Source organism: Streptomyces sp. NPDC026394, assembly GCF_055567735.1.
Genome location: NZ_JBVHPX010000002.1, coordinates 710,140 through 735,049, shown reverse-complemented (window position 1 = coordinate 735,049; position 24,910 = coordinate 710,140). Strand labels below are relative to the sequence as shown.

18 protein-coding genes and 2 pseudogenes are annotated in these 24,910 nt (G+C 74.0%); 8 read left to right on the top strand and 12 right to left on the bottom strand.

Annotation, left to right across the window (positions count from 1 at the left end):
• Positions 1-2: 2 nt before the first annotated feature.
• The 3 genes from ACZ4QV_RS07385 to ACZ4QV_RS07375 are packed head-to-tail and all read right to left on the bottom strand — an operon-like array spanning position 3 to position 3,899.
• Positions 3-1,556 carry a hypothetical protein gene (locus ACZ4QV_RS07385; protein WP_361585414.1) on the bottom strand — a complete coding sequence of 518 codons (1,554 nt, stop codon included), beginning with the start codon at positions 1,554-1,556 and terminating at the stop codon, positions 3-5.
• Positions 1,547-2,905 (bottom strand): hypothetical protein, encoded by a 1,359-nt coding sequence (locus ACZ4QV_RS07380; RefSeq protein WP_467762661.1) that lies wholly within the window; start codon positions 2,903-2,905, stop codon positions 1,547-1,549. Before ACZ4QV_RS07380 ends, ACZ4QV_RS07385 begins: the two co-directional genes overlap by 10 nt.
• The gene (locus ACZ4QV_RS07375) at positions 2,811-3,899 is read right to left on the bottom strand and encodes a phosphatase PAP2 family protein (RefSeq protein WP_361585411.1); all 1,089 of its coding nucleotides are present in this window, start codon (positions 3,897-3,899) and stop codon (positions 2,811-2,813) included. Before ACZ4QV_RS07375 ends, ACZ4QV_RS07380 begins: the two co-directional genes overlap by 95 nt.
• Before the next feature lie 317 nt (positions 3,900-4,216).
• On the opposite strand from ACZ4QV_RS07375, the gene ACZ4QV_RS07370 reads away from it, so the two are divergent.
• Complete coding sequence (locus ACZ4QV_RS07370; RefSeq protein ID WP_361144628.1) at positions 4,217-4,810, top strand: histidine phosphatase family protein; 594 nt, start codon at positions 4,217-4,219, stop codon at positions 4,808-4,810.
• 166 nt (positions 4,811-4,976) lie between these two features.
• On the opposite strand, the gene ACZ4QV_RS07365 is transcribed toward ACZ4QV_RS07370, so the two are convergent.
• The gene (locus ACZ4QV_RS07365) at positions 4,977-6,584 is read right to left on the bottom strand and encodes a tetratricopeptide repeat protein (protein ID WP_361585407.1); all 1,608 of its coding nucleotides are present in this window, start codon (positions 6,582-6,584) and stop codon (positions 4,977-4,979) included.
• A 231-nt stretch (positions 6,585-6,815) separates the two neighbouring features.
• Between ACZ4QV_RS07365 and ACZ4QV_RS07360 the strand changes: the two genes are divergently transcribed.
• The gene (locus ACZ4QV_RS07360; RefSeq protein WP_361144622.1) at positions 6,816-7,376 is read left to right on the top strand and encodes a hypothetical protein; all 561 of its coding nucleotides are present in this window, start codon (positions 6,816-6,818) and stop codon (positions 7,374-7,376) included.
• Positions 7,377-7,482: 106 nt separating this feature from the next.
• The gene (locus ACZ4QV_RS07355; RefSeq protein ID WP_361585404.1) at positions 7,483-8,349 is read left to right on the top strand and encodes a spermidine synthase; all 867 of its coding nucleotides are present in this window, start codon (positions 7,483-7,485) and stop codon (positions 8,347-8,349) included.
• A gap of 63 nt (positions 8,350-8,412) precedes the next feature.
• Here ACZ4QV_RS07355 and ACZ4QV_RS07350 read toward each other — a convergent pair whose 3' ends face one another.
• Complete coding sequence (locus ACZ4QV_RS07350; protein WP_361585401.1) at positions 8,413-9,003, bottom strand: hypothetical protein; 591 nt, start codon at positions 9,001-9,003, stop codon at positions 8,413-8,415.
• Positions 9,004-9,202: 199 nt separating this feature from the next.
• On the opposite strand from ACZ4QV_RS07350, the gene ACZ4QV_RS07345 reads away from it, so the two are divergent.
• From ACZ4QV_RS07345 to ACZ4QV_RS07335, 3 genes and pseudogenes are all read left to right on the top strand, one after another.
• A complete protein-coding gene (locus ACZ4QV_RS07345; protein WP_361144613.1) occupies positions 9,203-9,895 on the top strand; it encodes a response regulator transcription factor in 693 nt (230 codons plus the stop codon).
• A 94-nt stretch (positions 9,896-9,989) separates the two neighbouring features.
• The gene (locus ACZ4QV_RS07340; protein WP_361585398.1) at positions 9,990-11,435 is read left to right on the top strand and encodes a sensor histidine kinase; all 1,446 of its coding nucleotides are present in this window, start codon (positions 9,990-9,992) and stop codon (positions 11,433-11,435) included.
• Between the two features lie 385 nt (positions 11,436-11,820).
• A pseudogene (locus ACZ4QV_RS07335) lies at positions 11,821-12,747 on the top strand (chitinase); the annotation flags it as partial.
• 144 nt (positions 12,748-12,891) lie between these two features.
• Here the strand turns inward: ACZ4QV_RS07335 and ACZ4QV_RS07330 are convergent.
• From ACZ4QV_RS07330 to ACZ4QV_RS07315, 4 genes are all read right to left on the bottom strand, one after another.
• Complete coding sequence (locus ACZ4QV_RS07330; protein WP_361144607.1) at positions 12,892-14,346, bottom strand: GH1 family beta-glucosidase; 1,455 nt, start codon at positions 14,344-14,346, stop codon at positions 12,892-12,894.
• Positions 14,347-14,536: 190 nt separating this feature from the next.
• Positions 14,537-15,379, bottom strand: coding sequence for a carbohydrate ABC transporter permease (locus tag ACZ4QV_RS07325; protein WP_361144604.1), 843 nt, complete (start codon positions 15,377-15,379; stop codon positions 14,537-14,539).
• 9 nt (positions 15,380-15,388) lie between these two features.
• Positions 15,389-16,366 carry a carbohydrate ABC transporter permease gene (locus ACZ4QV_RS07320; protein ID WP_467762660.1) on the bottom strand — a complete coding sequence of 326 codons (978 nt, stop codon included), beginning with the start codon at positions 16,364-16,366 and terminating at the stop codon, positions 15,389-15,391.
• A gap of 3 nt (positions 16,367-16,369) precedes the next feature.
• Entirely contained in the window at positions 16,370-17,701 is a 1,332-nt protein-coding gene (locus tag ACZ4QV_RS07315) for an ABC transporter substrate-binding protein (protein WP_361635301.1), read from the bottom strand.
• A 190-nt stretch (positions 17,702-17,891) separates the two neighbouring features.
• On the opposite strand from ACZ4QV_RS07315, the gene ACZ4QV_RS07310 reads away from it, so the two are divergent.
• A complete protein-coding gene (locus ACZ4QV_RS07310) occupies positions 17,892-19,013 on the top strand; it encodes a LacI family DNA-binding transcriptional regulator (RefSeq protein WP_361144597.1) in 1,122 nt (373 codons plus the stop codon).
• 609 nt (positions 19,014-19,622) lie between these two features.
• Here the strand turns inward: ACZ4QV_RS07310 and ACZ4QV_RS07305 are convergent.
• The 3 genes and pseudogenes from ACZ4QV_RS07305 to ACZ4QV_RS07295 all read right to left on the bottom strand — a co-directional run bounded on the left by ACZ4QV_RS07305 (position 19,623) and on the right by ACZ4QV_RS07295 (position 23,736).
• A pseudogene (locus ACZ4QV_RS07305) lies at positions 19,623-21,065 on the bottom strand (glycoside hydrolase family 6 protein).
• A 53-nt stretch (positions 21,066-21,118) separates the two neighbouring features.
• Positions 21,119-22,429, bottom strand: a complete 1,311-nt coding sequence (locus ACZ4QV_RS07300; RefSeq protein WP_361585389.1) for a glycoside hydrolase family 5 protein — start codon at positions 22,427-22,429, stop codon at positions 21,119-21,121.
• Between the two features lie 275 nt (positions 22,430-22,704).
• Complete coding sequence (locus ACZ4QV_RS07295; protein WP_361585386.1) at positions 22,705-23,736, bottom strand: AraC family transcriptional regulator; 1,032 nt, start codon at positions 23,734-23,736, stop codon at positions 22,705-22,707.
• Positions 23,737-23,871: 135 nt separating this feature from the next.
• On the opposite strand from ACZ4QV_RS07295, the gene ACZ4QV_RS07290 reads away from it, so the two are divergent.
• Positions 23,872-24,522, top strand: a complete 651-nt coding sequence (locus ACZ4QV_RS07290; protein ID WP_361585383.1) for an NAD(P)-dependent oxidoreductase — start codon at positions 23,872-23,874, stop codon at positions 24,520-24,522.
• Positions 24,523-24,910 lie beyond the last annotated feature (388 nt).

The window sequence follows — 24,910 nt, the reverse complement described above, 5'->3', positions numbered from 1 at the left end:
GGTCACAGGAAGTCCTCCGCGGTGACGGGATCGGGCTGGTCCACGGGCGGTACGGCGGTGTCGGCCGCCGGCGGCCCGCCATGCGTCCACGGCGTGTCCTCGGGCTCGGGCAACTCCGGTCCGCCGCGCGGCTGGTGCTCGAACAGAGTCCAGCACACGATGTCGCCGGGCTCGGGCACCGACCCGGACTCCGGGGTCTTCCCCCGCCCCATCCCGCCGGTCAGCCGGACCACCAGCTCACCCGGCCCGTCCGCCGTGTACCCGACGAACTCGGCGGGCTGGGCCTTGCCGTCCGGCAGCGCGCGGTACAGCTTGCCGCCCTCGGTCAGTTGCGGCCGGTCGTCCGTCGCCAGCGTCACCAACGGGCGCGGCATCGGCCGCCTGCCCTCCGAATACGCCATCTCGACACCGGTCACCTCGCCGGCCAGCGCCTCGCCGGCGAGCCGCCGGCCCGCCATGACCAGCGGGTCGTCCAGCGCCTCCTGCGCGTCCAGTTGCGCCTGGGCGGTCTCCCGGGAGGCGAGCTTGCGGGCGGCCGTGATGGCGTCGTCCCGCTTGGGCTGCGGCGGCTCACCGGCCCGTACCCGGTCGCGGTGCGCGGTGTACGACCAGCGGTCGCGCTTCCAGCGGTCGGCCACTCTGGAGCCTTCCGGCAAGGCCCGCAGCAGGTCGATGCCGTGCCACACGGCGTCCCAGGCGGGGCGCAACTGGCTCTCGACCAGCTCGCGGATCGCGGCCTCGGCGCCGGGCAGCCCCGCGTCGTACCGGGCCATCGCCGGGGCGAGGCGCTTGTTGTCGAACGCCGGGTCCGTGGCCGGGCCGGCCGGCGGGCACAGCAGTTGGCCGTCCGCGTCCCGTGCCGTCTCCGCGCGCCGCGCGGCCGTCGCTCCGGGTTCGCCCTCGGGCGGGTCGATCCAGGCGAGCAGCGCGCCCAGGTGCTGGTCCTCCAGGTTGCTCTGGCCGGTCGCCCAGTGGCGGGCGAGGAGCCCGGTCATCGGCAGCAGCAGGCTCGCGCCCGGGACCCGGGCCCGCTCGCCGAAGTGCGTGAACCAGCGGCCCAGCATCGGGACATGGGGCGGCGCCGGATGCGGGGTGTCCGGGTCCTGGTCGGCGGTCCGCCGGAACCGCATGGACCGGCCCAGCAGGCGTACGTACTCCACGCCGGCCGCGCTGGGCACCACGATCTGCGGCGCGTCGGCGCACAGCTCGACCTCGACCGGGACCTTCTTGCCGGTCTCGGGGTCGGTCTCCTTGCGCTGCTCGGTCTCGACGGTGTCCGCGTACCCGTCCACGTACGGCAGGACGGTCTCGGCCAGCTCGGCGAGGAACGCGAACCGCAGGTCACGGTCGCGTGGCTGGGGTACGGCGAGCAGCAGCGGCTTCTCGCGGTCCGTGCCGACCAGGGCGCCCAGCGGGGCGCCCGCCTCACCCGCGGTCGTCAGCGGGACGAACACCAGCGGGCGGGCGGACAGATGCCGGTGCCGGACGGTCGTCAGCGGCTGGGCACGGCCCGCCGCCACCGCCTCCATCCTGGCGAGCACCTCGATCAACGACATGCCGGCACCCCCTCGGCCCCGTCGGCCCGTCCCACGGACCGGCTCGTCGTGTCCCTCGCGCCACCCGCCCCCGCACCGGCCAGCGCCTCGGCGCGCAGGGCCGCCGCCCGGCGCAGCGCTTCGGCGGCGGGCGCGTCCGTATCCGCGCCCGCGCCCGCGTTCGTGTCCGGGGCGCAGGCGGTCGCGGCGGCGCCCGCTGACCCGCCCGTCGCGTCGTCCGCCGCGCTCTCCGTACGCGCCGCCGCCAGGACCTCCTCGACCGTACGCAGCCCGCCCAGCTCACCGCGCACCCCGCGGCCCAGCGACTCCACGGCGCCCGCGGCGCGCGCCTGCTCCCGGCAGTGGAACGCCAGCTCGCAGGTGGACAGGCACTCCGGCGCGTACGCCGCGTCCACGGACTCGACCGCCTCGGCCAGCTCGGCGGCGGACCGCGTCACCGTCTTCCCGTCGTCCGCGAGCCGCAGGTCGAAGGTGGTGCCGGGCGGGAGCTGCCCGGCGATCTCCTCGACCTTGGTGAGCCGCTGCAACTGCCGCCTGGTCGTCGCCAGTTGTTTGCGGATGTCGACGGCCTCGGCGGTGGGGAGGTTCGCGAAGTCCTTCGGGCAGACCAGCAGCACCTGGTCCCGCACCGTCACCGTACGGCCCGTACTGGCGAGCACCTGGGCGGCGACCCGCTCCAGCGCCAGTACGTAGACCGCGGCCTGCCGGGCCGCCGCGCCCACCTTGGCCGGGTCGGCGGAACCGTCGATCATCGGAAAGGACTTGATCTCCACGACCGTCCAGCCGCCGTCCGGATGCACCACGACAGCGTCCGGCTCCAGGTAGGCGGGCGACCCGGCCACGTCCAGGGTGATCAGCGGGTGGTCCAGCAGCGTCCAGCCGCCGGCGGTGGTGGCCTCGCGCAGGGCCAGCGCCGTACGGGCGGCACGCCCCTCGGGACCGGCGGCGGACAGGTCGGGGACGGCGACCCGGCCGGGCTCGGGGGCCTCCGCGCCGCCGCCCGAGCGCTCGTACAGCAGCAGCATCAGGTCCGCGCCGCCGTCCGCCTTGACGCGGGCCTCGAAGGAGTTGCCCCGGGCCAGCGCGAACTGCGACTGCCCGAAAGCCGCGGGCGAGCCGAGCGCGCCCGCGAGCGCCGTCTTGTCGACCCCGGCGCCGTCCAGCAGCGCGCGGCGGCGGCAGCCGGGGTTGGCGGCCAGCGCGGCGAGCGCGCGGGCGTCCAGCGGCCGCGGCCGTACGCCGGGGCCGCGCAGCTCACCGAGCCGCTGCCGCAGCCCCGTCGTCGGCTGCGGCGGCGGCTCCGGCGGCCGGTCGGCCGCGGCGGGTCGGCTGTCGCGGAAAACGTTCACCCGCGGAAGTCTGGCATCCGCCACTGACATTCGCGTGTGCCCCCGGCGCCCCGGCGGCCCGAAGATCACGCTTCGCACCCGCGAGAGAGCCGTTTTCCGCACCCGCGAGAGGGGCGTTCCCCGCGCCTGTCACGGGGGTGTCCGCTGCCGCGAGGGGAGTGGCGCCCGCCGCGTGGCTGCCCGGGCCGACGCCCGCGTCTCGGCCGACGCCCGCCCCCGTGCCGCCCGCCCGGAACCGGCCGCGCACCCCGTCCACCAGCCGCAGCGCCGGGCGCGTCAGCAGCAGGCCCAGGCCCATCACGGCCGTACCGGCCAGTGCGTCGAGCAGGTAATGGTTGGCGGTGCCCATCACCACCAGCACGATCAGCAGCGGGTACGCCACCCCCAGCGCCCGCGTCGGCCGCGACCGGCCGTGCCGCCACAGCACCACGCCGCACCACAGCGCCCACCCCACGTGGAGGCTGGGCATCGCCGCGAACTGGTTCGTCATGCCGCCCAGCCCGCGCGGCGCGCTCGCGTCCTCGCCCCACCACCCGTAGGACGAGAACTGCGCCATGGTGTCCGCGAACCCGCTGCCCGCCTCCAGCAGGCGGGGCGGCGCGGTCGGCAGCAGCGTGAAGCCGACCAGCCCGATGAGGGTGGCGATCATGAGCCAGGTACGGAGCGCCCGGTAGTGCGCGGGGCGCCGGTTCCACAGCCACACCAGGACCACGGGCGTGATCAGGTAGTGCAGCGCGGCGTACGCGAAGTCGGCGGGGACGCCGAGGGCGGGCGTGGCGGTGAAGAGACGGTTCAGCGCGCGTTCCGGGTCGAGACGCAGCAGCTCTTCCCACCGCAGGATCGTCTGCCCGTGCCCGGCGGCGGTGAGCGCGTCGCCGCGGGCCACGAGACGGCCCGCGGAGTAGGCCGCGTACACGAGGGCGAGCAGTGGCAGTTCCGTCCACCACCGGAGCCGGCTGCCGGCTGCCGCTGGGCGGCGCGCTACGGCGTCCATCCTGGTCGTTCTCCAACATGCGTGGCCCGTGGCGGATCGGTCGCGGGCCTGGTGCGAGGGGGTGCGGCGCGGAGCGGCACCCGTCGGCGCGGAAAACGCCGACCCTCCACCGTACGTCGTACGGCGCGATGCTCCCGGCGGGGAGGGGCCACCCCGCTGGTCCCGGGCGATGCGCGATGATGGAACGGACGGCCACCGCAACGAGGCGACGCGAGCCGGGCGCCGGACGAGCACCGGACGCGCATCAGTCGAGCAGCACAGCCCCGGAGCGGGCTCCGAAGACGGAAGAGCCGAGCAATCGGCCAGAGGTATTCCCCATGGCACCGCGCATTCTGCTGGCCCGGCACGGGCAGACGGAGTGGTCCCTGTCCGGCAAGCACACCGGCCGTACGGACATTCCGCTCCTGGAGGAGGGCCGCCGCGGCGCCGAGCTCCTGGGGGAGCGGCTGCACCGCGAGCCCTGGGACGGCCTGCCGGACGTCGAGGTCCGCACCAGCCCCCTGGTGCGCGCGAAGGAGACCTGCCGGCTGGCCGGCTTCGGCGACCGGGCCCAGGACTGGGACGCGCTGATGGAGGTCGACTACGGCGCGTACGAGGGCCTGACCCCGGCCGACATCAAGGCCGGGCGCCCGGACTGGCTCATCTGGCGCGACGGCGTCCCCGAGGGCGAGACGCTGGCCCAGGTAGCGGCGCGGGCCGACGAGGTCGTGGAGTGGGCGCGCTCCGCCGACCGGGACGTCCTGGTCTTCGCGCACGGCCACATCCTGCGCTCCCTGGGGGCCCGCTGGCTCGGCCTGGACGTCTCCTTCGCCGCCCGCATCCGCCTGGAGCCGACGTCCCTGTCCGTACTGGGCTGGGCGTACGGGGAGCCCGCCATCGAGCGCTGGAACGACACCGGCCACCTGGGCTGAACCCCGGTGCGACGGGCCCGGAGGACAGCGGCGCGCCGCAGCCGCAGGGCCCGTGCCTGCCCCTCGGGCCGTACCCCGCCACCCCTCGGGCCGTACCCGCTGCCTCTCGGGCTGTACCCCGCCCCTGGAGGCTCCTGCCCCCCGGCCCCTCCCGCCCGGAGCCCGGTCAGGCCGTGTGCGCATCGCTCTGCTGCCCCGGCCGCGCACCGTAGGCCGTCCGCCGCCCGCCCTTGCCGACCGTCGTCCGTACGGGCGGCCGGGTGGCGGCGTGCCGGTCCAGGAACGCGCCGACCTCGTCGCCCGCCCTTCCCGCGCCGCTCCGGTACGCCCGCAGCGCCCGCGCCGTGGAGTCCAGCATCGTGCGGATACGGGCCGACCGGACGTCTTCCAGGAGGGCCAGCGCCCGGGTACCGGCCGTCGCGGCCTCCTCCGGTGCCCGGCTGAGCGCGAGATCGCCCGCGAGTTCCGCGGTGAACAGGGCGATGTTCCGGGTGAAGTGCGGGTCCTGGAGTGCCACCGCCCGGCGCGCGTGCGTCGCCGCGCGCCCCTGCTCGCCCAGTGCGGACCAGCACTGCGCCTCCAGACCCGCCAGCTCGGCCTCCCCGTAGAAGGACATCCACTCCGGGTCGTTGTCGGACGGCCCCCGGGCGAACAGCCGCTGCGCCCGCAGGAGCGCCTGCTCGCAGCTCCTGCGGTCGCCCAGGCCCGCCCAGCCGCCCGCCTCGCGCAGCGCCAGGAGGGACAGCAGGCGCGCCGAACCCAGGTTCTTCGCGGCCTGCTGGGCGGCCTGCGCGGCGCGTACGGCCTCTCGGGGGCGGTGCGCGTCGCGCGCCAGGAAGGCGGTGTTGCAGAAGGCGTGCGCCTCCAGGGCCGCGTCATCGGCCACCCGGGCGGTGGCCAGCGCTTCGGCGTAGTGCGACCGGGCGTCGCCGAAACGGCCCGAGTCGTGCGCGAGCCAGCCGACGGAGATGGCCAGTTCGCCCGCTCCCGCGTACAGGCGGTCGCTGACGGAGCTGCGCTGCACCCCGGCGTCCAGCAGCTCGTAGGCGGTCCGCAGCGGCTGCACGGCGCGCCGGTAGAGGCCCTCGCCGCCGTGCCGGTCGTCCAGCAGCCGGATCCGGCGCACCGCCTCCTCCACGGCGGCCGCCTCCGACGCGCCGGCCCGTCCGGGCCCGTCCGCCGGGGAGGGGCGCGGTACGCGGGGCGCCGCGTCCGGCAGGCCGGGACCGGCCGCGGCCTTCGGGACGAACGGTGGCAGGGCGGTGAGCCCCAGCGCGGCGGCCGGGCCGCCCGTGATGAACGCGCGACGCAGCACGTCGCTCTCCTTGCCGGTCTGGATGTCCGTGTCACGACGCCCGGGTCCGGCCCCGGGCCCTTCCGGGCGCCCGGCCGCCGGTCCGGCGCCCGTCCGTGTACCGGGAGGCGCCCCGGTGCCGCCGCCCGCATCCCTTCCGCCGTCCGCACGGGCCGCCCGGGCCCGCCGCCCGCGCACCGTCTCGCGCGGCGCGAACCCCATGTCCGCGAGGGTGAGTCCGGGGAACATGTGCCGGAACACCCGTTCGTAGGCGTAGTTCGGGCACCGGATCTCCCCGGCCTCGACGCGGCCCACGTAACGGGCGTCGCACGCGACCTGCTCCCCGATGTCGCGCGCGGCGCGGCGCACCGACGCCGCGAACTCACCCGGTGACAGCCGGCCGCGCAACTGCCGGAAGGCGTGGTTGGGCTGTGCGGGAACGTGCTGGGACGACGCTGATCTCGCGGCTGGCGATGCCATGGCGGAGCCTCCGTGCCCTCTCCGTGGCGGTGCCGCGGCCTGGCGGTGCGGCGGGACGACGGTACTAGCTGTGACCGGACCGACACACAGGGTTTGGCTACAAAACGGATATCTCACCCCCGATCCGCCATGAAGTGCCATCCATTGCGGCGGCCCGCCGCCGTAGCCGTTGACGTGTCCGGACGTTGAACAGGAAGTAAAGGGAGCGGCGTGTGCAGAGGAGGGGTTTCCGTGCGGGAGACCGGTGTGGCCGACGTCAGGACCGCCGTCAACAGCGAGGCGGGTGCCGGGGGGACGGCGCGCGGCGGAGCCGGGCGCGCCGGGCGCGCGGCGCACCCCAACGGCCGTCCGGGCGCGCACGGTTCACCGGCCGCGGACCGGTGCTGGCCCTCCGCGGACCGCGGTCCGCTCCCCGAGGCGCCGCGGACCTGCGACCTGGTGACGGTGCCGGCCCGCCAGGGACTGGAGGCGGTCGACATCCTGCGGCTGCGGGCCGGTGTCGGCCCGGTCCTGCACGACGACGCCTGCGACACCCTCGGCTTCCTCGTGCCGCCGGGCACGGCCGACGGCTGGGACCTGCCGGGCAGCGCCTGTACCCAGACGTACGAGCGCGAGGCGCCCGAAGGGGGCGCGCGGAACGCCGGCGGCGCCCCCGCCGAGCCGCCCGTCACGGGCACCGACTGGCTGGTGTCCCCGGACGGGGCGTGCGGCACGGCCACCGACCCCGTCGTCCTGCGCGAGGCCCTCGGCGAGGCGGCCCGCACGATCGAGGCCGTCGACCGCTGCCGCTGATATCGGCCCCGACGTGGCCGCTGCCCGCGCAGCCGGTCCCGGTCCTGCCCCGGCCGCTGCCCTCTGCCGTCCACTCTGACCTGCGGCTACGCGGCATACTGAAGGCATGGCGAAGAGCAGGCGCGGTCGGCCCCGTACGGGGCCCGAAGCCGTGGTGGAAACCGTGGACGGCGGCGTCGCCGAACTGCGTCCCGACCGGGACCGGACGCGCGGCTGGACCCTGCTCGTCGACGGGGCGCCGCAGTCCCATGTGGACCTCGACGACCCGGCGTACCTGGACTTCGCGTACCAGCGCCGCCTCGGTCACATCGCCGATCTCGCCGCGCCGCCCGGCAAACCCCTCCAGGTGGTGCATCTGGGCGGCGGGGCGCTGACGATGGCGCGCTACGTCGCGGCCACCCGCCCGCGCTCCACCCAGCAGGTCGTGGAGATCGACGCGCCGCTGGTCCAGTTGGTCCGCCGGGAGCTGCCCTTGGACGGCGGCTGGCGGATCAGGGTGCGCAACGCGGACGCGCGCGCGGGGCTCGCCAAGATCCCGGACGGCTGGGCGGACCTGGTGATCGCGGACGTCTTCAGCGGCGCGCGGACTCCGGCGCACCTGACCAGCGCCGAGTTCGCGGGCGAGGTCGCGCGGACGCTGCGGCCCGGCGGCTGGTACGCGGCGAACCTCGCGGACGGCCCGCCGCTGGCCTTCGTGCGGGCGCAGGTCGCCACGGTCCGTACGGTCTTCCCCGAGCTGTGTCTGACCGCCGACCCGGCCGTCCTCCGGGGCAAGCGCTTCGGGAACGCCGTACTGCTCGCCGCCGCCGGCCCGCTCCCGGTCGCCGAACTGACCCGGCGGGCCGCGACCGACCCTCAGCAGGGCCGGGTCGAGCACGGGCGCGCGCTCCTGGACTTCACCGGGGGAGCGCAGCCGGTGACGGACGCGACCGCGGTGGACTCGCCGTCCCCGCCGCCCGCCGTCTTCATCTGAGCGAGCCGGGGAGGCCGCGCGGGCTGCCCGGCGGCGCGGGGAGGGCCCGGGGCAATGCCTGCCTCACGTCGCGTGGTTGTCCGTCTCGACTGTCGGCGGGTGCCCGTTCCAGGCGCAGATGACCGAGGTGTGTCCCGCGCCGCCCCGGAAGTCGACCCGGAGCCACTGGTCCTGCTGCCACACCTGCATCTGCCAGCCCGCGTCCGGGGTGGCCGACACCAACTGGGCAGAGCGGGAGCCGAGGTCGATGACCACACGGCCGCCCGCGGTGGAGAAACTTTTCACCGTGCTGCCCGTCGCGGGTGAAGCGGCGGCGCCGGGCGGCGGGTGCGGGCCGCTGCCCGTACCTTTTCCGCCACCACCGTCGGACGTGCTGCCGTCGTCCCCCTTGGGATGAGCGCCAGGTCGGGTGGACTGCCCGGGGCGGGGGGAGGCCGGAGCGGACGGCTTGGGCCGGTGCGTGGAGGAGGCGCGAGGCGCGACCCCGCCGTCGGTCCCGGCGGACGCGGACGGCGCGCTGTCGGAGAGCGGGAGCGCGCGCGGCGGGTCGTACGCCGTCCCGGCCAGCACCGTGTGCACGCCGAACCACGACAGTGTGACGGCGGCGCCCGTCGCCAGCGTCCAGGCCGCCGTGTGAACCAGTGCTCTGTGCATCTGGCTCATACTGCATCACGCACTCCACCGGGGCAGAGGGCCGGAGGGCCCGGAGAGGGCGAACGAAGGTGATGTCGCGGGAGGTTCCGGGACAGGATGGATGCGGCAGTCAACACCCGTCGAAATGAGGGCTGATGGTACGGCCCGCGGCGTCAACCTCAGGTAAAGAAGTGTCCTCGAATGGCGTACGGTGCCGCCCATGGCAAGTGTGCTCGTGGTCGAGGACGACCAGTTCGTGCGCTCGGCCCTCATCCGGCATCTGACCGAGGCGTCCCACACGGTGCGCAGCGTCGGCACGGCCCTGGAGGCGCTGCGCGAGGTGGCCCACGTCGGCTTCGACGTCGTCATCCTGGATCTCGGCCTGCCCGACCTGGACGGGGCCGAGGCCCTGAAGATGCTGCGCGGGATCACCGACGTACCCGTGATCATCGCCACCGCGCGGGACGACGAGGCCGAGATCGTCCGCCTCCTGAACGACGGGGCCGACGACTACCTGACCAAGCCGTTCTCGGTGGAGCACCTCTCCGCCCGGATGGCCGCCGTGCTGCGCCGCTCCCGCGGCGCCGCGACGGGCGGCGAGCCGCCGTCCCGGGTGCTCCAGGTGGGCGGCCTGAGCATCGACCCGCTGCGCCGCCAGGCCGAACTGGACGGCGCCGCACTCGACCTGACCCGCCGCGAGTTCGACCTGCTCGCCTTCCTCGCCGGCCGCCCGGGTGTCGTCGTGCCCCGCAAGGAACTCCTCGCCGAGGTCTGGCAGCAGGCGTACGGCGACGATCAGACCATCGACGTCCACCTCTCCTGGCTGCGCCGCAAACTGGGCGAAACGGCCGCTCGGCCGCGGTATCTGCACACCTTGCGCGGAGTCGGCGTAAAGCTGGAGCCACCGCTGTGACGCCCGCGCGGACCGGGCGCCGGGGGGCGTGCGCGCCGGAGCCGCCCGCGCGCGCCGCCGGACCTTTCCGGGGCCTTCCCCTGGAGCCGTCGCCGTGAGATGGGCCCTGGTCAAGGTGTGCCTGGCCGTCACCGCGATGGTCGTGGTGGCCTTCGCCGTACCGCTCGGGCTCGTCGTCAAGGAAATGGCCAAGGACCGCGCGTTCTCCAACGCGGAGCGGCAGGCGGCCACCATCGGGCCCGTCCTGGCCATCACCACCGGTCACGCGCAGTTGGAACGCGCCGTCGCCAGCACCGAGAGCGGGACCGGCGGGTACATCGGCGTCCATGTGCCGGCGGACGACAAGGGAGGCGAACCGGCCGAGATCGGTTCCCGGCGGGCCCGGCCCGAGGACGTCGCGGCCGCGGTCGACCTCGGCCGTGCCTCCATCGTGGCGGCGCCCGGCGGCTCGGTCCTGCTCCAGCCCACCGCGGTGGCCTCCGGCATCGCGGTGGTCGAGGTGTACGTGCCGGACGCCGCGCTCACCAACGGCGTCACCACCTCCTGGGTGGTGCTGGCGGTGGTCGGCCTCGCGCTGGTCGTCGGCTCGGTCGCCGTCGCCGACCGCCTCGGCACCCGGATGGTGCGGCCCGCCGAACGGCTGGCGGGCGCCGCCCACGACCTGGGCCAGGGCAAGCTGGGCGTACGGGTACGGGAGGACGGCCCCAGGGAACTGCGCGCGGCGGCGGCCGCCTTCAACGCGATGGCGGACCAGGTCGTCCACCTCCTGGCCAACGAACGCGAGCTGGCCGCCGATCTCTCCCACCGCCTGCGCACCCCGCTGACCGTGCTGCGCCTGAACGCCGCCTCGCTCGGCGAGAGCCCCGCGGCCGACCAGACCCGCGAGGCGGTCGCCCAACTGGAACGCGAGGTCGACCAGATCATCCGTACCGCGCGGCAGCAGAGGGCGCACGCCCAGCAGATGGCCGCGGTGGCCGGCTGCGACGCGGCCGAGGTGATCAGGGAGCGGATGGACTTCTGGTCGGCGCTCGCGGAGGACGAGGGGCGCACGGTGCGCGTCGCGGGCGCGGACCGGCCGGTACGCATCCCTGTCGCGCGCTCCGACCTCGCCGCGGCGCTGGACGCGATGCTCGGCAACGTCTTCCGGCACACCCCCGAGGGCACCGCCTTCGCGGTGGACGTGCACAACGCCGAGGACGCGGTGATCGTGCTGGTCTCGGACGCGGGCCCGGGCATCGACGACCCGGACGCGGCCCTGCGGCGCGGCCACGGGGACGGCGGTGACGGGTCCACCGGGCTCGGCCTGGACATCGTGCGGCGGCTCGCGGAGACGACCGGCGGGGACGTCCGGATCGGCCGGTCCGTACTGGGCGGCACCGAGGTACGGGTGTGGCTGGCGCTGGACGGCGCGCGGCGGGCACGTGCCGGGCGCCGCCGGCACACCGGGCACCGGCTGCGCCGGCGGCTGGGCCGGCGCCTCGGACGGTCGCGGGGGCGGCGGGCGGCGGGGCGTGCGCAGGGCGGTGGCGGCGGGGAATGAACGTTTCGGCCCGGGCCGCGGCCGCGCATCCGTCGGGCCGGTTGCCGGGCTCCCACCGGGCGGATTGCCGGGCTCCCACCGGGCCGATGGCGGGGCCCCCACCGGGCCGGTTCGGCCGTTGTGCTTAACCGGTCCCTTTCGCTCCCTTAACGGCGCCATAAGTCTTCCGACTGCCGTACCGAAACCGGCATGTGTCCGTTTCCTGATCGCTAGCGTGCGGGACGCACCACCGCACCACCGTTCCCCACGACGAACAGGCAGGCACGACATGAGTTCCTCGGCACACCGCCGCCGCACGAGCCGCAAGGCCAGGCTGATCGGTACGGCAGCGGCGGCCGCGCTGGCGGCGGGCGGCGCCTTCGCCGTCGCCGGCTCCGCGCTGGCCACCAAGGCGCCGGAAGCCGCTCCGGAGCCCACGGCCGGCGGCGCCTTCTCCCCGTACGTCGACACGTCCCTGTACCCGGCGTACGACCTGGTCGGCACCGCGAGGAAGACCGGGGTGAAGACCTTCAACCTCGCCTTCGTCACCTCCGGAGGCGGCGGCTGCGAACCGAAGTGGGGCGGCTCGGGCGGGCTGGGCGACGACGCGGTGGCCCGGCAGATACCGGCGCTGCGCCAGGCCGGCGGCGACGTACGGGTCTCCTTCGGCGGCGCCAACGGTTCCGAGCTGGGGCTGGCCTGCAAGTCGGCGGGCGAGCTGGCCGCCGCGTACGGCAAGGTCATCGACAAGTTCGCACTCGAAAAGGCCGACTTCGACATCGAGGGCGGCGCGCTGCCGGACGCCGCCGCCAACACCCGCCGCGCCCGGGCGATCGCCCAGCTCCAGAAGCAGCACCCGGGGCTGGACGTCTCCTTCACGCTGCCGGTCATGCCCGAGGGCCTGACGCAGGACGGGGTGAACCTGATCGCCGACGCCAAGAAGAACGGCGTGCGGATCTCCACCGTCAACATCATGGCGATGGACTACGGCGCCTCCTACGACGGCGACATGGGCAAGTACGCCGTCCAGGCCGCCACGGCCACCCAGGCGCAGCTCAAGAAGGCCCTCGGCCTCGGTGACGCGGCCGCCTGGAAGGCCGTCGCCGTGACCCCGATGATCGGTGTCAACGACGTGCAGAAGGAGATCTTCACGGTCGAGGACGCCAAGGAACTGGTCACGTTCGCTCAGTCCAAGCGCCTCGGCTGGCTCTCGATGTGGTCCGCCACACGCGACAAGGCGTGCCCGGGCGGACCGCAGAACTCCGCTCAGCCGACGTGCAGTTCCGTCGCGCAGAAGCCGCTCGACTTCACCAAGGCGCTCGGCGCGTACTGAAGCCCGGTACCTGCGAGAGCTGACCGGCAGCACGCGCCAGAGCGGGCCGGACCAGCACCGAGTCATACCCCCGGCCGGACCAGCACCGAGCCACACCCCGGGCGGGACACAGCGGCCACCCCCCACCGCTGTGTCCCGCCGCCCTCATGAGGCGGTCACATCGGTGTTCAGGGCGGGCAGTTCGCCGGTGCGCGCCACTCCCGCGTACCAGTGGGCGCTCGACTTGGGCGTACGGACCTGCGTCGTGAAGTCCACGTACACCGAGCCGAACCGCTTGCTGTAGCCGTACGCCCATTCGAAGTTGTCCATCAGCGACCAAAGGAAGTAGCCGCGCAGGTCGGCGCCGTCGGTGACCGCTCGGTGCGCGGCGGCGAGATGGCCGTGGACGTAGGCGATGCGCTCCGGGTCGTGCACCGCGCCCTCGGCGTCGGGCCGGTCGTCGTAGGCCGCGCCGTTCTCGGTGATGAACAGGGGCAGCCCGGGAGCCTCCCGGTGAAAGCGCATGAGCAGGTCGTGGAGGCCGGTCGGATCCACCGACCAGCCCATCGCCGTACGGTCGCCCGGCGGCTGGTGGAAGGCCACCCGATCGGCTCCCGGCCAGGGCGAACGGGCCCCGGCGCCGTGCCCGTCGTGCCGCGGCAGGGGGGCGTTGTCAGTGCCGCCTGATACCACTGTGGGTGTGTAGTAATTGATGCCCAGCGCGTCGAGGGGGTGCTTGATGACGGCGAGGTCGCCATCGTGGACGAAGGTCCAGTCGGTGATACGCGCGGTGTCCGCGAGGAGATCCGCGGGGTACGCGCCGCGCAGCAGGGGCCCGGTGAAGATACGCGTCGCCAGCGCGTCGATCCGCCGCTGAGCCTCCAGGTCCTCGGGTGCGCCGGTGCGGGCGCGTACGGCCGCCGGGTTGAGACTGATCATGACCCGGCCGCGGGCGGGCAGCGCGGCGCGCAGCGCCTGGGCGGCCAGTCCGTGCGCGAGGTTGAGATGGTGCGCGGCGCGCAGGGCGGCCTCCGGATCGGTGCGGCCCGGTGCGTGCACCCCCGACCCGTATCCGAGGAACGCGCTGCACCACGGCTCGTTGAGGGTGGTCCACCACTCGACACGGTCGCCGAGGGCGTCCGCGACGATCGCCGCGTAGTCGGCGAAGCGCTGCGCGGTGTCCCGGTGCGGCCAGCCGCCCCCCGAGGCGGAGCCGCCGTGGATGTCGGCCTCCAACTCCTGGGGCAGGTCCCAGTGGTAGAGCGTGAGCACCGGCTTGATGCCGTGGGCGAGCAGGTCGTCGACGAGCCGGCGGTAGAAGTCGAGTCCGCGCTGTACGGCGGGGCCGCGGCCGGTGGGCTGCACCCGTGACCAGGAGACGGAGAAGCGGTAGGCACCGAGCCCGAGGGCGGACATCAGCTCCACGTCCTCGTGGCGCCGGTGGAAGTGGTCGACGGCGACGTCACCGGTGTCGCCCCCGGCGACCTTGCCGGGGGTGTGGCTGAAGGTGTCCCAGATCGACGGGGTGCGGCCGCCCTCCCGGGCGGCGCCCTCGACCTGATAGGCGGCGGTGGCCGCACCCCAGACGAAGCCGGGCGGAAAGCGAAGGGGGCAGGACATGGCGGTACTCCCGTTCACGAGGACGCGGCGCACGGCGCGGGCCGTGCGGAGCGCGTGGCGCGATTGGTGCAAGCGGTGCAGGCAGTACATGCGGTGCGGACGGTGCGAGTGGTTCACGGACGCGGTCCGGCCCGTACGACAGCACGTACGGACCGTACGGCCCCGGGGGAGCGGCGCGGTGGCTCACCGGTCAGCCCTTGACCGCGCCCTGCATGATCCCCCCGACGATCTGCTTGCCGAACAGGACGAACGCGACGAGCAGCGGCAGCGTGCCGAGCAGCGCGCCCGCCATGATCACGGACTGGTCGGGGATGTAGCCGCGGCCGAGGCCGGTCAGCGCGACCTGCACGGTCGGGTTGCCGTTCTGCGTCAGCGCGATGATCGGCCAGAAGAAGTCGTTCCACGCCTGGACGAAGGTGAGCAGGCCGAGCACCGCCATCGCGGGCCGGGCGGCCGGGAAGACGACGTGCCACACCACGCGCCAACTGTTCGCGCCGTCCGTGCGGGCCGCCTCGATCAGCTCGGTGGGCAGCGCCTGGAGCAGGTACTGCCGCATGAAGAAGACACCGAAGGCGCTGACGAGGGTGGGCAGGATGACGGCCTGCAACTGGTCGGTCCACTCCAGTTCGGCGACGGTCATGAACAGCGGGACGACACTGAGCTGCGGCGGCACCATCATCGTGCCGATCACCAGCAACAGCAGCAGCTTCTTCGCCCGGAACCGCAGCTTGGCGAAGGCGAACCCGGCGACGGTCGAGAAGACCACCGTGCCCGCCGCGATCGTCGTGGCCACCACCGTGGTGTTCAGCAGCGCCGCGCCCATGTTGGCGTCGGACCAGGCCGTACCGAGGTTCTTGAGCAGGTTCCCGCCGAACCAGAACGGCGGTGGCGTCTGGGCCAGCCGGGTGTTGTTGCGGGAGGCGGCGACGGCGGTCCACAGCAGCGGGAAGAGCGAGCCCGCGGTGAAGAGGATCAGCACCGCGTAGGTCACCTTGCCGCCGTGCAGGTGCCGGCCGGCGCGTCGGGCGGTCATGGCTCCTCCTCACTGGCTCGTGCGCAGCCGGCGGGCGATCAGCGCGTTGACCGCGGCGATCACCAGCAGGATCAGGAACATCGTCCAGGCGATGGCCGAGGCCCGGCCGAGATGGAGGTTCACCCACCCCTGCTCGTACAGGTACAGGCCCAGCGTCTGGTACTGGTGGTCGGCGCCTCCCGAGGCCCCGGCGCTCCCGCTGAACAGCAGCGGCTCGCCGAACAACTGCGTGGCACCGATCGTCGAGACCACGCAGGTGAACAGGATCGTCGGCCGCAGCGACGGCACCGTGACGTACCGGAACTGCTGCCACCGGGAGGCGCCGTCGAGCGCCGCCGACTCGTACAGGTCGTGCGGTATCGCCTGCATGGCGGCCAGGTAGATCAGCGCGTTGTACCCCGTCCACCGCCAGACGACGATCGTGGAGACCGCCAGCTTGGCGCTCCAGGGCCCGTTCTCCCAGTCGACGCCGTCCGCGCCGACCGTGTTCAGCAGCCAGTTGACCAGCCCGTAGTCGCGCCCGAAGAGCAGCACGAACACCAGCGTCGCGGCGGCAACCGAGGTGGCGTACGGCGTGAGCAGCGCCACCCGGAAGAACATCGAGCCGCGCAGCCGGTAGTTGAGCAGGTGCGCGAGGCCCAGCGCCATCAGCAATTGCGGGACGGTCGAGAGGACGCCGATGACGAAGGTGTTCCCCAGGGCGTTCCAGAAGAAGTCGTCGCCGAGCAGCCGGGTGAAGTTGCGCAGCCCGGCCCACTCCATGTCGGTGGGCGCGGTCAGCTCCACACGGTGCAGTGCGGCCCAGCCCGTGTAGAGGAGGGGGAAGAGCCCGAAGGCGGCGAAGAAGAGGAAGAACGGGGCGATGTAGAGGTACGGGCTCCAGCGCAGGTCCCGCCGGTAGCGGCGGCTGCGGCGCTCCCGCGCGCGGACGGCGGCGGGGGCGTCGGAAGCGGGGCTGTCGGAAGTGCGGGTCGTCCGGCCGTCCACGGCTCACTGGTCCAGCGCGTTGTCGATCGACTCGACCGCTGCCCGCCAGCCCTGTTCGGGGGTCTTGCCCTGCTGGTCGACCTGGAGCACCCCCACATCGGTGATGTTCTGGTTGACGGTGAGGTCCTTCGGGCCGAGGACCTGGTCGGGGATTCCCTCGGCCGCCGCGGCGAAGATCTTGCCGATCGGCGCGTCCCCGAAGTACGGGTGCTTGGCGCCGGACACCGCGGGCAGCCCGTACGCCGCCCGGGCGCTGGGGAAGCTGGCCTGCTTCGTGAACAGCTTCGCCTGCTGCTCGGGCGCGGTCAGCCAGGCCGCCAGCTTGACCGCCTCGCTCTTGTGCCGGCCCGCTTCCGGGACGGCGAGGAACGAGCCGCCCCAGTTCCCGGGCTTGGGTGCGGCGGCCACGTCCCACTTGTCGCGGCCCTGGTCCCCGGACTTCTCCTTGATGTAGCCGAGCATCCACGGCGGGCAGGAGACCGTCGCGAAGCGCCCGTTGGCGTACGCCTGGTCCCAGGACTTCTGGAACTGCTGGAGCCGGGCGGTCAGTTTGCCCGTCGCCGCCCGCATCGCCGCGTCCCACGCCTGCCGCACCGACGGGCTGTCCTTGTAGACCAGCTTGCCGTTCCGGTCGTAATAGCGTTCGGCGCTGCTGGAGATCACCGCGTTGTACACACCGGAGGCGGAGTCCACGAAGGACGTGCCCGCCGGCGCCTTGTCCTGGAAGCGCTTGCCGACGTCGAGGTACTTCCCCCAGTCGCCGGCCCAGAGTTTGGCCACCGCGTTCCGGTCGGTCGGCAGTCCGGCCTTGGCGAAGAGGTCCTTGCGGTAGCAGATCGCCATCGGCCCGATGTCCGTGCCCAGGCCCACGGTCCTGCCGCTCGCGTTGGTCGCCTGTGCCCACTTCCAGGGGATGAAGTCGGCCTTCCGTACGCCCGGCGCCTTCGAGAGGTCGACGAGCTTGCCCGCCTGGGTGGCGGTGACCTCGGCGATGTTGTTGACCTCGACCGCCTGGATGTCGGCGAGCCCGCTGCCCGTGCTCAGGTGGGTGAGGAGCTGCGGGTAGTAGTTCTCGTTCCGCTCGATCGAAGTCTCTTTGATCGTGATGTCCGGGTGCAGCTTCATGTACGCGTCGTAGAGCCCGGCCTGCTTGTAGCCGAAGACGCCGAATACGCCGACCGTCAGGGTGGTCTTCCCGGCGGCGGCTCCCGACGAGCCCTTCACGCCGGGGGTGTCGCTGTCCTCGGCGCAGCCGCCGAGCAGCGCGGCCCCGAGCACGGCGGCGGCGGTGAGGGCCGCCGCCCGCCGACGGGTGCCGCGGATCGTCGTTCGCATGGCGTCTCCTCCTGGTGCCCTGCAGACCGTACGTGCGGGATGTGGGGTGTCCAGTACTGTGGGAGCGCTCCCAGTCGTGATGAGGTGAAGGGTCGCCGTTCCCGGGTGCGCATGTCAAGGGCTCGCGCGCCAACACCCGCCGGACGGTTCGTTGTTGAATGTACGGCCAGGACGGCAGGCGGAGGCGGCGATGGCAGCAGGCGGACGGCGCGGGGGCGGCAGGCCCACCCTCGAAGAGGTCGCCGCGCGCGCGGGCGTCGGCCGCGGCACGGTCTCCCGCGTGATCAACGGCTCGCCCCGGGTCAGCGAACGGACCCGCTCCCTGGTGCAGCAGGCCGTCGCCGACCTCGGCTACGTACCCGACCGCGCCGCCCGCGCCCTGGCCGGCCACCGCGCCGACACGGTCGCCCTGGTCGTACCGGAAGCCGAGACCCGGCTCTTCGCCGAGCCCTACTTCTCCGGCATCCTGCGCGGCGTCAGCGCCGGACTGGCCGACCACGACATGCAGTTGCTGCTCACCCTGATCCGTACGACCAAGGAGCGGCGCCGCTTCGCCGACTACCTCGCCGCGCACCGCGTCGACGGCGTCCTGCTGGTCTCCGTGCACGGTGACGACCCGCTGCCCGACCTGCTGGGCCGGATGGCGATCCCGACCGTCCTGAACGGCCGCCGTACCGCCGGGGAAACCGTTCCGTACGTGGACTCCGACAACACCGGCGGCGCGCAGAGTGCCCTGGAACACCTCATCGGCCGCGGCCGGCGCCAGGTCGCCACCATCGCCGGGCCGCCCGACATGTACGTGGCCCACTGCCGCCTCGACGGCTACCGCCGGGCCGTACGCGCCGCCGGCCACCCCGAGGACGACGCCCTCGTCGCCCACGGCGACTTCACCGAGGAGGGAGGCCGGCGCGCCCTGCGCGAACTGCTCGCCCGCCGCCCCGCCCTGGACGCCGTCTTCTGCGCCTCGGACGTGATGGCCGCGGGCGCCCGCCAGGAACTGCGTACGGCGGGCCGCCGCATTCCGGACGACGTGGCCCTGGTCGGCTTCGACGACTCCGCCATCGCCCGGCACATGGACCCGCCGCTCACCAGCGTCCGCCAGCCGATCGAGGAGATGGGCCGGGCGATGGCGGGACTGCTGATGGCACAGATCACCGGGGAGACGGAGGGCAGCGGCCCGCACCCGCGCTCGGCGGCCGGCTCGGCCCGGTCGGCCGGAACAGCCGGAACGGCGGGCCCGGCCGACGAGGCCGCCCCGGCCGGGCGCCACCTGGTGCTCCCGACGGAGCTGGTGCGACGGGAGTCGTCCTGAGCGTCGCGAATGACCGCCCCCAAGTCCGGTGGCATGGCCCGAGTTCGGGGCTGGCCTGGGGCCTGGGTCCGGCCCCGGCTCTGCGCCCGCCTTCGTCCCAGGAGCTGGGTCCGGCTTCGAGCCTGGAACCGGCCCGGCCGCGCCCCGAGCCCCGGGACCGGCCCCGGCCCCGGGACTGGCCCCGAGGCTGGGGCCGGCCCCGGCTATGGGTCCGTCCCCGTCTCAGGGGCTGGCCCCGGGTCTGGGCCCGGCGCCGATCCTGAGCCTGGCCCGGGACCTGGACCGGGCTTTGGGTCCGCCTCTGGCCCAAGGGGTGGCCTGGGGCCAGAGGCCCGGTTTCGAGCTGAGTCCGGCCCTTGGCCTGGGACTGGTCCCGGGTCTGAGTCCGGCCCCGAGCCTGGGGCCGGCCCGGCCCGGGATCGGCCCGGCCTGGGCCCGCCGCGAGCTCCGGGCTTGCCTCGACCCCGGGCTTGCTCCGGCTCTGGGACTGTCCCCGATCCTGGGACCGGCCCCGGGGGGCTTACACCCCCCCGTGCCTCAGCCCCCGTGCCTTGCGCCCCTGGGGTTTTGCCCCCGCCTTGCCCCCGGGGCCGGCCCGCCCCCGTCGCCCTACACCGCCGGATACGCGTTCTTCAGCAGCTCCCGGAATTGCGCCGGGAACCAGTGTCCGGACAGGGGCGCGTCCGGCAGTGCGCCCGATCGGTGGTGGTTGTTGCGCGGGTTGCCCTCGTACGTCGGGTCGCACATCCGGTCGAAGCCCTTGCCCTCGCTGTTCGGGACGGCTGAGCTGGAACCGTCCGACTCACCCGGCGGCTTCATCCATACGTACGCGTCGATGCCCGCCGCCGGAGCCGTCCGAGGGCGTTCGCCCAGCCCCGCCCCCGCCTGGTTGCACCAGTTTCCGACGTGCAGCCTGCGGTCGTACCGGCCCGCGTCCACGTACGTGTCCACACTCGTCCGCGGCCCGGGGCCGGCGGGCCGCGCGCTGCCGCCCCAGCCGTTGCGCGAGGTGTCGATCAGCATGCCCACATCCGGGCGGAACCCGGCCCGCACCGCCTCCTGCCGGAACGCCTGGGCGAACGACAGCTCGTCGGCGTAACGGTTCCAGTCCACCCACTTCGACTCCCGTACCGACCGGCCCGCCACGCTGTCGCCCAGGGCGAAGTTCTCCTCCTTCAGCGCGCTGTAATTGGCGGTGTTGGTGATGAAGCCGTGCACCTTGTCGACCGTGCTGCCCTCGGCCGTGGCGGCCTGGTGCAGCAGCCGCGCCGACGCGCCGAAGTTGTCGTCCCAGCCGATCCAGCCGTGGTGCCCGGCGTCCACGTAGTTGTAGACGTTCGGGACCGCGCCGAGTCTGTTGAGCGCGTACCCGACGCCCTTGACGTAGTTGCCGTTGGCGAGCATGGCGTCGCACTGCGGCGTGGCGGTGGCCCGCCCGCCGGTGTTGGTGACGAGGTTGGGCAGCGAGTCGATCTCCACGGTGGTCACGATCCGCAGCGACGCGTACTTCGGGTCGGCGAGGACGGCCGCGACGGGGTCGATGTAGCGGGTCTTGTACGCGTCGATCTCCGTCGGCCCCAGTTCGCCGTTGGAGGCGAGCGCCGCGCAGTCCCGCCCCGGCAGGTTGTAGATGACCAGCTGGACGACGAGCGGCCGGCCCGCCGCCTGCCGTAAGGCGGCGTCCAGATGGCCACGCAGGCCCATCGAGCCGCCGGTGCCGCCGATGGCCGCGATGCGGTCGAGCCAGACGCCGGTCGGCTAACCGGCGACCTTGCCGCCGCCCGGCTCGGCCGCGGCCTTCGCCGACCACTCCGGGTTCACGTAGACGCCCGCACCCGCGTACGGGTTGTCGACGCGGGCAGCGTCCGGTGCGGCGTATGCGGTGCCCCGCAGGACGTCGGCGGCCCCGGCGGCGGTCAGCAGGGCGCAGGCCGCGAGCGCGACGGCCCGGTTGCGGCGTCGGGCGGCGCGGTTCCGTACGGAGCGGGTGCGGTGCTGCGCGGTGCGGCGCCGGTCGGGCGCGGTGGAAAGGTGTTCAGCGGAACGTCTCATGAGCGGGTCGTCCTTTCTGGGTACGGGATCCAGTACGCGTCTCGGCCCCGGACTCACGCCGGGTTCAGGGCGCGCAGGTGGTCACGAAGCCCCACGCCGTACGCGGTGGGCGTCCCGGCGTAGTCGCGGATGAGGGCCGGTCCGGCGGCGCAGTCCCAGGTGTTCCAGGTCCAGCCCAGGTACGACGCCCGGCGCCCGTCCAGCCACCGCATGACGCGGTCGGTGAAGGCGTGGGCGCAGGTGTTCTCGCCGATCTCGCCGGTGACGAGCGGCACGCGGTCGGCGACCGGCCCCAGCGTCCGGGACCAGCAGCCCTCGTCGGCGCAGGCGTTGAAGTTGTACACGTGCCAGGCGGCCGCGAGATTGCCCGCCGGGTCCTTCGGCGCGTACGCGGTCCACCGGCTGAGGTCGTTGGCGTACGCGAGACCGCCCACCAGGACCGGGTTGCGGGCGCCGGTGGCCCGTACGGCGTCCACCAGGGTCTGCATCCCGGCGACCTCGTAGCCGATGCCGGGGCAGTTCCCGCCGTCCCGCCAGCAGGCCCAGGCGCGTTCGGTGTCCGGGGTCGCGCGGTCCGGGTACGGCTCGTTGAACAGGTCGAACACGACCTCGGGCGTGTTCTTGAAGGTGCCGGCGACCGAGGACCAGAAGGCGGGGGAGTGGCGCCGGTCCGGCATGGGTTTCTGGCAGCTCGCGTGTTCGTCGGCGCAGCCGGCCGAGGGGCCGGTGTAGCGGCCGTGGCTCCAGTGCAGTTCGAGTACCGGCGTCAGGCCGTGGGCCGTCAGCCGCCGTACGTAGTCGCGCACGGCCGAGGTGTAGGCGGCGCCCGCGTACCGGGGGTCGATGTTGGTCGTGCCCAGCCAGCACTCCTCGTTGAGCGGGATGCGGACGGCGTTGGCGCCCCAGCCCGCGATCGCCGCGACGGACGCGTCGTCCACCGGGCCGTCGAAGATCCCGCGGCCTTGTACGCACGAGAACTCGGCGCCGGAACGGTTCACCCCGAGCAGGCGGTGCGGGGTGCCGGCGCGGTCGACGAAACGGTGGCCCTCGACGCGCAACTGCGGCGGCGCGGCCCGGGAAGCGCCGGATGCGGGGGAAGCGGCCGAGGGAACGGTTGCGGGTGGGGCTACTGGGGTGGATGGGGTGACCGAGACGGCCGAGGCGGCCATCGTGAGCGGTGTGACCGAGGGGGCCGGGGAGGCCGCGGTGAGCGCTGGGTCCGAGGCGGTGGGCGGTGTGGCCGAGAGGGCTGAGGTGGGCGGTGTGGCCGAGGCGGCCGGGGCTGCCGGGGTGGACGGTGACGCGCCCGGTAGAGCGAGTACCGCGGTCACCGCCAGCGCGTACAGGCGTAACGGTCTGCGCATGGGCGACTCCTCGGGTCGTCCGCGGGCACGGTGGCCCGCGACGGATGGAATCGCTCCCACTGGTTGCCGGGAGGTTAGTGCCAACTCACCGTATTTCAAAGGCGAGTTGCTTAATTCTCGCCACAGGAGCCCGTGTCGGACGCGTGTCCCTTCCCTCTTGACGGCCCGCTCGCCCGCCCCAATCCTTGGGAGCGCTCCCACTGGTTCCGGCACACGGCCCGGCGCGCGCCCCCTCCGGCGTGCCCGGCCTCCGCCCCGCTCCGCACGCCGCGGCCTCACTCCGGGCTGCGTACCTCCGCACGGAAGGAGATCGGCGTACTGCCCGTACGGTGCTGGAAGAACTTGGCGAAGTTCGCGGCGTCGGCGAAGCCGAGGCGTACGGCGATCCGGGCGGCGGTCTGGTCGCCGTGGGCCAGCAGCCGCTTGGCCTCCAGCACCACGCGACGGTCGATGAACTCCTTCGCGCCCACGCCGGTGGCGGCGGCGGTCGCGCGGGAGAGGGTGCGGGGCGAGTAGCCGAGCGCCCGCGCGTAGTCCTCGACGCGGCGGCTGCGGGTGAAGCCGCGCTCCACCGCGTCGCGGAAGCGGAGAAAGGTCTCGCTCGCCTCGCAGACACCGCCGCCTTCGCCGTCCGCCGCGCGGCCGTCCCGCGCCCCCGGGCCCCGCGCGCCCCCGCCCCGCGCCCCTCGATCCCGTACGCCGCTCCCGTCCCGTACGTCGCTCCCGCCCCATGCTCCCTCGCCCCGCGCCCCCTCGTCCCGTACGGACAGCCGGGCGGCCCGCAGGACCAGTACGGCCAGCAGGTGCCGCAGCACCTCGATGTGCGTCTCCAGGGGCAGGCCGCGCAGCGCCCCGAATTCCTGGTGGAGGTGGCGCAGGGCAGCCTCGACCGCCTGCGCCTCTTCTCCCGCCGGCCGGAGCGCTGCGGGGCCGAACCAGTCCTCCAGCCGGGCCGCGGCCGCCGTCACCGGATCGAGAAAGCCGGATTCGAACAGCACCAGCCGCCCCTCGGCCCGGGACAAATCACCGAAGTGGTGAACCTGTCCCGGACGCACCCACATCCAGTCATTCGCGGACAGCTCATACTTTCGGAAGTCCACGGTGTGCCGGAGATGTCCGGTGTCCACCACCAGGAGATGGTGGAAGTCCGGACGGTGCGGTACCGCGAGGGCGCAGGAGTCGGCGCGGTCGCGCAGCTCGGCGAGGGTCAGCACTTCCACCCCGGCGGGTCGTCCGGCCGGCGCGGTGAAGGGGACTTCCGGGATGCTCTCCCCGGCGTCCTGTGCGGCGTGTCGGTTTTTCACCATCGTTGGTCCCGTGCCTACCCCGGTATGTTGAGTTCGCGCCCCTAGCGTAGAAGACGTCAGCCCGGCTGATGACGGAAAACGGAAAGCCGGACCCGAGCCAGACCACGCCCCGGCAGGGGCACAGGGAGTACCGCCATGTCCAAGATCGCCATTTTCGGAGCCAACGGCACCATCGGCAGCCGCGTCCTCGACGAGGCGCTGCGCCGCGGGCACCAGGTCACCGCGGTCGTCCGCGACCCCGCGAAGATCACCAAGACCGACCCGAACCTGACCGTGACCACCGGCGACATCCTCGACCCGGCCTCCGTGGCGGCCGCGGCCCAGGGCCAGGACGTCCTGGTCAGCGCGGTGGGCGGCGGTGACGGCCCGGGGCACCTCGCGACGATCAAGCCCTCGGCCGAGTCCCTGGTCGCGGGTGTGCGCACGCTCGGCGAGGCCGCGCCCCGGCTGATCTCCGTGGGCGGCGCAGGCTCGCTCCGTACGCCGGACGGCAAGCAGGTCTGGGACGCGGAGGGCCTGCCGGAGTTCCTGCTCCAGATCATGCACGCGCACGGCGACGCGCTGGACTTCTACCGCACCGTCACGGACGTGCGCTGGACCAACGTGAGCCCGGCCGCCCTGATCGAGCCCGGGGAGCGGACCGGCACCTACCGCACCGCCCTGGACGACCTGGTCGCCGACGCGGAGGGTGTCAGCCGGATCACCGCCGAGGACTACGCCGTCGCCCTCCTGGACGAGATCGAGAAGCCGCAGCACATCGGGGAGCGCTTCACCGTCGGCTACTGAGCCGCCGACTGCGGGGCCACCGGAGCGCCGGGCCTCCGGGGTGCCGGCCTCCAGGGCGCCGGGCCTCCGGAGCGCCGAGCCTCCGGGGTGCCGGGGCGCTGGGCCTCGGTCCTCCGGGCCGGCGGCCCCCGGGGCACCGGCGGCCCCCGGGGCACCGGCGGCCCCTCGGTCTCTCGACCCTCCGGGCCACCACCCCCTCGACCCCTCAGTCCCCCGGAGCACCGCCCCGAAGGACCCCCACCCCGCAACTGTGTCAGCCGTCACACCCGCCAACGCGGGGGCCCTCGGATCCGCCAGCCCCGGCCCCAGGCTTCCACCCCCACCAACGACTAGGGCCCCCGGACGCTTTCACGTCCGGGGGCCCTACTCGTTGGGGTGAGTAACGGGA

Bases quoted from the DNA above. Each gene is read 5' to 3' on its own strand.
- ACZ4QV_RS07385 (WP_361585414.1), bottom strand. From the start codon at position 1,556: ATGTCGTTGATCGAGGTGCTCGCCAGGATGGAGGCGGTGGCGGCGGGC.
- ACZ4QV_RS07375 (WP_361585411.1), bottom strand. From the start codon at position 3,899: ATGGACGCCGTAGCGCGCCGCCCAGCGGCAGCCGGCAGCCGGCTCCGG.
- ACZ4QV_RS07370 (WP_361144628.1), top strand. From the start codon at position 4,217: ATGGCACCGCGCATTCTGCTGGCCCGGCACGGGCAGACGGAGTGGTCC.
- ACZ4QV_RS07365 (WP_361585407.1), bottom strand. From the start codon at position 6,584: ATGGCATCGCCAGCCGCGAGATCAGCGTCGTCCCAGCACGTTCCCGCA.
- ACZ4QV_RS07355 (WP_361585404.1), top strand. From the start codon at position 7,483: ATGGCGAAGAGCAGGCGCGGTCGGCCCCGTACGGGGCCCGAAGCCGTG.
- ACZ4QV_RS07350 (WP_361585401.1), bottom strand. From the start codon at position 9,003: ATGCACAGAGCACTGGTTCACACGGCGGCCTGGACGCTGGCGACGGGC.
- ACZ4QV_RS07345 (WP_361144613.1), top strand. From the start codon at position 9,203: ATGGCAAGTGTGCTCGTGGTCGAGGACGACCAGTTCGTGCGCTCGGCC.
- ACZ4QV_RS07330 (WP_361144607.1), bottom strand. From the start codon at position 14,346: ATGTCCTGCCCCCTTCGCTTTCCGCCCGGCTTCGTCTGGGGTGCGGCC.
- ACZ4QV_RS07325 (WP_361144604.1), bottom strand. From the start codon at position 15,379: ATGACCGCCCGACGCGCCGGCCGGCACCTGCACGGCGGCAAGGTGACC.
- ACZ4QV_RS07315 (WP_361635301.1), bottom strand. From the start codon at position 17,701: ATGCGAACGACGATCCGCGGCACCCGTCGGCGGGCGGCGGCCCTCACC.
- ACZ4QV_RS07310 (WP_361144597.1), top strand. From the start codon at position 17,892: ATGGCAGCAGGCGGACGGCGCGGGGGCGGCAGGCCCACCCTCGAAGAG.
- ACZ4QV_RS07300 (WP_361585389.1), bottom strand. From the start codon at position 22,429: ATGCGCAGACCGTTACGCCTGTACGCGCTGGCGGTGACCGCGGTACTC.
- ACZ4QV_RS07295 (WP_361585386.1), bottom strand. From the start codon at position 23,736: ATGGTGAAAAACCGACACGCCGCACAGGACGCCGGGGAGAGCATCCCG.
- ACZ4QV_RS07290 (WP_361585383.1), top strand. From the start codon at position 23,872: ATGTCCAAGATCGCCATTTTCGGAGCCAACGGCACCATCGGCAGCCGC.